This is a genomic window from Candidatus Infernicultor aquiphilus, assembly GCF_002784285.1.
Lineage (GTDB): Bacteria > Atribacterota > Phoenicimicrobiia > Phoenicimicrobiales > Phoenicimicrobiaceae > Infernicultor > Infernicultor aquiphilus.
The window spans coordinates 5409-5677 of sequence record NZ_PFKO01000287.1 but is presented as its reverse complement, the minus strand read 5'-3'; positions in this window follow the sequence as shown (position 1 = coordinate 5677).

Genomic DNA, 269 nt, shown 5'->3' with positions numbered 1-269 from the left:
CTGCCCAAATTAAGGCGAGCCTTTGAAACTACCTCCATCAGTAGCAACATTGGCAGCTTCCCTACGGCTCCACTGGAAGAAATTGCGCTCGAAGCACGTGACAGCTGGTCTTGCGATCAGTCCACAACGATGGAAGATAACATGTCGTGCGCTACTGGTCTTTCCTACAACATGTCCAAAATTGACGATGAGACTATTCAAGAGGCTTGCGATACGGTCTCGTCGCCTACTTCCGAAACTGATTCGTTCTTTGGGACTGCCTTTCGTGA